Origin of the sequence: Pseudonocardia sp. (assembly GCF_025965585.1) — a bacterium.
Lineage (GTDB): Bacteria > Actinomycetota > Actinomycetes > Mycobacteriales > Pseudonocardiaceae > Pseudonocardia.
This window is the reverse complement of the sequence record NZ_JAOPWR010000117.1, coordinates 39,116-45,623: the sequence shown is the minus strand read 5'-3', so window position 1 is coordinate 45,623 and position 6,508 is coordinate 39,116. Positions and strand designations below refer to the sequence as shown.

General features: G+C 73.2%; 6 protein-coding genes. 3 read left to right on the top strand and 3 right to left on the bottom strand.

Translation table 11 applies throughout. The annotated features are described in order from the left end of the window. Positions 1 to 1,242 (top strand): methyltransferase (locus JWR81_RS07320; RefSeq protein WP_297648461.1); only part of this gene is annotated, 1,242 nt, incomplete at its 5' end. An 82-nt stretch (positions 1,243 to 1,324) separates the two neighbouring features. Then, positions 1,325 to 1,762 (top strand): D-aminoacyl-tRNA deacylase, encoded by a 438-nt coding sequence (dtd, locus tag JWR81_RS07315; protein ID WP_297648459.1) that lies wholly within the window; start codon positions 1,325 to 1,327, stop codon positions 1,760 to 1,762. Between the two features lie 402 nt (positions 1,763 to 2,164). Here the strand turns inward: dtd and JWR81_RS07310 are convergent, their stop codons facing one another. The 3 genes from JWR81_RS07310 to JWR81_RS07300 all read right to left on the bottom strand — a co-directional run bounded on the left by JWR81_RS07310 (position 2,165) and on the right by JWR81_RS07300 (position 4,939). Next, complete coding sequence (locus JWR81_RS07310; RefSeq protein WP_297648457.1) at positions 2,165 to 2,599, bottom strand: hypothetical protein; 435 nt, start codon at positions 2,597 to 2,599, stop codon at positions 2,165 to 2,167. Positions 2,600 to 2,709: 110 nt separating this feature from the next. Then, positions 2,710 to 3,120 carry a helix-turn-helix transcriptional regulator gene (locus JWR81_RS07305; RefSeq protein ID WP_297648456.1) on the bottom strand — a complete coding sequence of 137 codons (411 nt, stop codon included), beginning with the start codon at positions 3,118 to 3,120 and terminating at the stop codon, positions 2,710 to 2,712. Between the two features lie 70 nt (positions 3,121 to 3,190). Next, positions 3,191 to 4,939, bottom strand: coding sequence for an alpha/beta fold hydrolase (locus tag JWR81_RS07300; protein WP_297648454.1), 1,749 nt, complete (start codon positions 4,937 to 4,939; stop codon positions 3,191 to 3,193). Positions 4,940 to 5,217: 278 nt separating this feature from the next. Here JWR81_RS07300 and JWR81_RS07295 point away from each other — a divergent pair, with 278 nt between their 5' ends. Then, a complete protein-coding gene (locus JWR81_RS07295) occupies positions 5,218 to 6,495 on the top strand; it encodes an alpha/beta fold hydrolase (RefSeq protein WP_297648452.1) in 1,278 nt (425 codons plus the stop codon). Positions 6,496 to 6,508 lie beyond the last annotated feature (13 nt).

The window sequence follows — 6,508 nt, the reverse complement described above, 5'->3', positions numbered from 1 at the left end:
GCGCCCGCCGACGCGGTGGCCGCCGGGCTGCTGCGCCGTGACGGCGAGGGCTGGCGCGCCGCGCTCGACCTGCGCCCGTACGGCGTCGACGGCGGGGACGAGCCCGGCTCGGAGTGGTGGGTGCTCTCCGACCTCGACCAGCGCCGCCAGGACCGCGACCACGTCACCGGCGTCGGCGCGGCGTCGTTGACGCTGGCCGCGGCCACCAGCCGGCGTCCGGTGGGGTCGCTGATGGACCTGGGCACCGGCTGCGGGGTACAGGCGCTGCACGCCACCCGGCACGCGCGGTCGGTCACCGGCACCGACGTCGCCCCGCGGGCGCTCGCGCTGGCCCGGGCCACGTTCGCCCTCAACGACCTGGACATCGAGCTGCTGGAGGGGCGCTGGTTCGAGCCGGTGGCCGGGCGCCGCTTCGACCAGATCGTGTCCAACCCGCCGTTCGTGCCCGGCCCCGCGCGCGTCGACCAGGTCTACCGCGACTCCGGGCAGGACGGCGACGCCGCGCTCGCCGCACTGGTGCGGGCCCTGCCCGAGCACCTGGAACCGGGCGGGGTGGCGCAGCTGCTCGGCTCGTGGCTGCACGTGCGCGGCGAGGACTGGCCCGACCGCGTCCGCTCCTGGCTGCCCGACGGCGTGGACGCCTGGATCATCCAGCGTGAGGTGGCCGATCCCGCCCTGCACGTCGGCACCTGGCAGCGTGACGCCGGCCTGGAGCTCGCCTCCCCCGCCGCCCGTGCGCAGGCAGGCGTGTGGCTGGACTGGCTGGAGCGCGAGCGCGTCGAGGCGATCGGGTTCGGGATACTGGCTCTCCGGCGCACGGACGGGCCCGCCACCGTGGTGTTCGAGGACCTCCGCGGCGCGGTCGACGACCCGCTGGGCCCCGAGGTGGAGGGCTGGCTCGACCGCGTCGACTGGCTGCGCGCCCACGCCGCCGATGACGCTCTGCTCGACGCTCGGCTGGCCCTCGCCCCGTCGGTGGTGCTGGAGCGTTACGCCGAGCCGGGGGAGGAGGGCTGGTCCGAGGCGGGCGCGGCCGTGGCCCGGATGGACGGCCCGCGCTGGCGCCACGAGGTGGACGAGCCCGCGGCCGCGCTGCTCGCGGGTTGCGCGGGCGTGCTGCCGTTGCGGGAGCTGGTGGAGCTGCTGGCGTTCGCCCACGACCGTCCGGCCGACGAGCTGGTGGCCGCGACCCTGCCGGCGGTGCGCGAGTTCGTCCGCCACGGCCTGCTGGTGCCGGCGTGACACCGGTCGACTCGGCGTCGTTCCGCGCGGCCCCGCGGCTGCGCGCAGGCGTCCGCGGCGCGCACCGGCCGGGTACGGCGGCATGAGGGCGGTCGCCACGCGCGTGACCCGGGCGTCGGTGACGGTGGACGGCGCGGTCGTCGGCGAGATCACCGGACCGGGCCTGCTGGTGCTGCTCGGCGTGCACCGCGACGACACCGCCGACGCCGTGCCCGTGATGGCGCGCAAGCTGCACGAGCTGCGGATCCTGCGCGGCGAGCGCTCGTGCGCCGAGGCCGGTGCGCCGCTGCTGGTGATCAGCCAGTTCACGCTCTACGGCGACACCCGCAAGGGCCGCAGGCCGTCGTGGTCGGCGGCGGCCGGGTCGGAGCACGCGGAGCCGCTGGTGGACGCGGTGGTGGCGGCCCTGCGCGAGCGCGGCGCCACGGTGGCCACGGGGGTGTTCGGCGCCGCCATGGCGGTCGAGTCGGTGAACGACGGCCCGTTCACACTGCTCGTGGAGGTCCCACCCACGTCATGATCACCGATTTGGGCGCGTTCCCGACCATATCCGGCCGGATGTGCGCCGACGGTGATCATGCCTTCCTGAGGTGCGGCGCCGACCCGGCCGCGGTCCCCGCGGCCGAGGCACCGCACCACCCGTGGGCCGACGCCCTCCGCGTCCCGACAGGAATCCGGGACCGGAACGCCCCGGCACCTGCTCGGCCGCGGAGGGCGACACCAACGCCCGGCGGTCGGTGGCTGCGGCCTGTCGGGGGTGACACAGTGCCCGGCCACCCCGTCCGACGCCGGCCCGGCGGGCACCCTCAGCCCGACAGGTCAGTGGGCACCGGACGCCCGGATCCCTGCTCCGCTGCGGAGGGTGGGCCCACGCGGAAGCCCCGCCCGGCTGGTGCCGGACGGGGCTCAGGTACCGCGGGAGTCAGTTCTTCGTGGCGTTGCGCGCGGCGCGCGGCGCGCCGGTGGCCTGGTCGCCCGCTGCCTTGGTGGCGGCGGAGGCCTTGCTCGCGACGGTCTCGGTGGCGTTCACCCCGTGGGCGGTGACGGACTCGGCGGCGCGGGTGGCCTGATCGGTGACGGACTCGGCAGCGCGGGCCGCCTGCTCGCTGACCGACTCGGCGGCCTTGCTGCCGGCGTCGAGCACGGTCTGGGCGAAGGCGCGCTGGTTGTCGAGCACCTGCTGGGCGAAGTCGAAGTACCGGTCGACGACGACGTGCGCGTCGGGGAGCTTCGGCTGCCCACCGGTGAGACCCGTGGTGACGGACTGGACGGTGTCGGCCCACGTGCGGACGGCGGCGGTGACCGCGTCCTGCGTGCGGCTGGCGAATTCGGTGAACTGGTCGGTGGCGGTGGTCATCGACTCGTCCCTCCTGGGGGTAGGTTGTCGCTCCTCGATCGGGGAGCCGCTACCTATACTGCGCAAGAGCGTTAAGTATGTCAAGCAAATGCCCTGTGACGCCCGCCTCGTCAGTCCCCGTCGACGAAGCTCCGGTAGACGCCGAGCAGGGCCGTGCGCTGCTCGGGCGAGAGCCGCGGGTCGTTGCGGATGGCCTCCTCCGTGCCGCCCACGGGCTCGGGCGCCGCCGGCTGCTCCCCCGACGCCCAGCCCGCCTGGTTGAGCAGCTGCTCGGTGGAAAGCTGGAGGGCGTCCGCGATGGAGTGCAGGACCTTGAGCGACGGCTGGTGCAGACCGCGCTCCACCTGGCTCAGGTAGGCGTTGGAGACGCTCGTCATCGACGCCATCTCCCGCAGCGACAGCTTGGCGAGCTGCCGCTGCGCCCGGATGAAGCCGCCCAGGGCGTTGATCTGGGCCGTCCACCCGGTTGCGGCCGACGGCGCATCGGCGGGTTCGTCGGCGGAGGATCGTGCGGCGCTCATGCGCCCATCATCGCGCGTCAGCGCTCCGACCGGGGAGAAGACCGGGGAGAAAACGCGCACGCGAGCCGCCTCAGGAACCGAGGACGTAGCTGCCGGGCGCGGCCTGCAGGGGCGGGTACACCTCGCTGCCGATCGTCGGCGGGGTGCGCAGCTCGCCCGCCCGCTCGGCGATCCACGGCGTCCAGTCCTCCCACCAGCTGGCCTTGTGCTCGCCGGCGTCGTCGCGCCAGCCCTGCGGGTCTGCGGGCAGGTGGTCGGACTCCCCGAACCAGTGCCGCGACTTGGCCGACGGAGGGTTGACGACGCCCGCGATGTGGCCCGCGTTGGAGAGGACGAACCGGACCGTGCCGCCGAGCTTGGCCGCTCCCGCATACACCGACGCCCACGGCGCGATGTGGTCGGCCTCGGCGCTGACGACGTAGGCGTCCTGCTTCACGGAGGCGAGGTCGAGCCGCTCCCCCGCGAGCTCCAGCTTGCCCTCGGCGAACTGGTTCTCCAGGTAGCAGGTGCGCAGGTACTCGGTCTGCATGGCGGCCGGCATGCGCGTGGAGTCGGCGTTCCAGCTGAGAATGTCGAAGGCGGCGGGGTCCTCGCCCAGCAGCCAGTCGTTGATCACGTAGTTCCACAGGAGGTCGTTGACCCGCAGCATGTCGAACGTGATCTTCATGCTCGCCGCGGGCAGGTAGCCCGAGCGGCGCATGGAGCGCTCGAGGCGGTTCACGGTGGTGTCGTCGGTGAAGACGCCCAGCTGCCCGGGCTCGGCGAAGTCCAGCAGTGTGTTCATCAGCGTCAGCGAGTTGACGCGGTCGTCGCCGCGGGCCCCGAGCCAGGCCGCCGTGGCCGTGGCCAGCGTGCCGCCCAGGCAGAGCGCGGCGACGTTGACCTTCGCGGCGCCGGTGATCTGCTGCACCGTGTCGAGCGCGGCGATCAGGCCCTCACGCAGGTAGTCGCTCATGGTGACGTCGCGCAGCGACTCGTCGGGGTTGCGATAGCTGATCATGAAGACGGTGTGGCCGTGCTGCACCGCCCACTCCACGAGGCTCTTCCCCGGCGCGAGATCCATGATGTAGTACTTGTTGATCCACGGCGGCGAGAGCAGCAGCGGGATCTCGTGCACCTGCTCGGTCTGCGGCGCGTACTGGATCAGCTCGATCAGCCGGTTGCGGAGCACCACGGTGCCGGGCGTTGCCGCGACGCCGCGGCCGGGAGCGAACTGCCCGGGCGTGGTCTGGCGCGGCATGCCGCGGTTGGTGGCCACGTCCCGCAGGGCGTTGCGGGCGCCCCGCACGAGGCTCTGCCCGCCGGTCTCCAGGGCCTTCTTGATCATCGTGGGGTTCGACCACGGCCAGTTGACGGGCGAGGCGGCCTCGATCGCCTGAGCGACCAGGAAGTCGACCTTGCGACGGGCCGTGGGGCTCAGGTCGAGCTCACCGGCCACCCGCCGCAACTGCTCCGCGAACAGCGCGTGCTGCTGGCGGAGCAGGAAGTAGTAGGCGTTGCCCTCCCAGGACGGGTCGGCGTAGCGGCGGTCCTTGTCCGGCAGCGCGGCGGGCCCGGCGTCGTGGGAGCCGAGGCCCCGCCTCAGCGCCGTGACGGCGGCGCGCCCCGACCCGGTGGCCAGCCCCAGCACCCCGCGGGCGACGGGCAGCGGGCGCCGCACGAGCGCCTTACCGGCCTCGGCGAGCGCCCCGCCGAAGCCGACGGGATCGACCGCCGCGGCGAGGCCCTTCGGGTCTAGCAGGTCACGCAGCGTGGCCGTCGCCTCCGCCGCGGCCTCCACCACCGTCCTCCGGTCCAACTGGCCATTCGAACGGGTCACTCGACGCCTCCTCGTTGCGGCTCATGCGGTCGTGATCGGGATCGGACTCATGGTGACGACCTACTCAGTGGTAGACGTTCGAGCAGGTCACAGGTCACCTGAGTGCCCGATCACGCCGCCTCGTACACGGATTGCCCGGGTCGCGGGGCGAGAATGCGGCCGGATGGCGCAGCCGTGCTTGCGATACCGAGCAGTAGATCCGTGCTTGCTCGGTACGCCAAGCAATGGTTACCGTTCAGTAGCCGCGACGACGCGGCGCAGCAAGCGAGGGGACCGCCGTGACCGCAGCTACGAAGAACGCACCGTCCGTCGTCGAGGCCCTGGGGTACCTCACCGGCTACAACGCCGATGCCACTGCACGCACCGTCACCGCAGTCACCCGGGCCGCCGGCACCGCGTGGGTCGAGGCAGTCGCCCGCCCCAGCACGGCGCTGAACATGGCGACCCGCGGGCTCATGTGGTGGAACGCGATGCACGACCGCAGCGCGCCGCGCTGGCACCGCGCCAACGAGATCGTGTTCAGCACGCCGTTCGCGCACCTGCGGGACTTCACCGCCCCGGAGGACGCCGAGGACGACGTCGTGCCCACGCTCGTGCTCCCGCCGCAGGCCGGCCACTCGAGCAACGTCGTGGACTTCTCCCCCGTCCAGAGCCAGCTCGACGTCGTCGCGGCCGCCGGTCTGACGCGCGTCTACGCGCTGGAGTGGCGGCCCGCCACCACGGCCACCCGCGGCGTCACGATCACCGACTACCTCGACATGATCGACCGCTCGATCCGCCGCATGGGCGGCCGCGCCAACCTCGTCGGCGACTGCCAGGGCGGCTGGCTCGCCGCGATCTACGCCGCGCTGCACCCCGACCGCGTGCACACGCTGACGCTGGCGGGCGCACCGATCGACTTCCACGCGGGCGAGTCGGTGATCGCCGCGTCGACGCGGGTGCTGACCAGCGCGCTGGGGATGGCGCCGTACAAGGCGCTCGTCAAGGCGGGCGGCGGCAACATGCCCGGCCGCGCGGTGCTCACCAACTTCATCGCGATCCAGCCGCAGTCGGAGGTCTCCCGTCAGCTGCAGTTGCTGGAGAACATCGACGACGCCGGGCACGTCGAGCGCTACCGGGTGTTCGAGGACTGGTTCAAGCACACGCAGGACATCCCCGGGGCGTTCTACCTGTGGCTCGTGGAGCACCTGTTCCACCGCAACGAGCTGATCCACGGCGACCTCGTGATCGACGGCAGGCGCGCGGACATGGGCGCCATCAGGTGCCCGCTGTTCCTGCTGGCCGGCTCCACCGACCACATCACGCCGCCGCCGCAGCTGTTCGCCGCGGCCGACGCCGTGGGCACACCACGCGAGCAGATCACGATGCGGACGGCGAACGGCGGCCACCTGGGCCTGTTCATGGGACGCGACGCGCTGCGCGAGGACTGGCCGCCGCTGCTGGAGGCGGTGTACGAGCTGTCGGTGCCCGCGACGGCGGCCCAGCGCCCACGAGGCCGGGGCGCGGCCGCCGCGGTGGGCGACCCGACGGGAACTCCGCGCGTACCGGCCCCCTGACCAGCGAGAACAG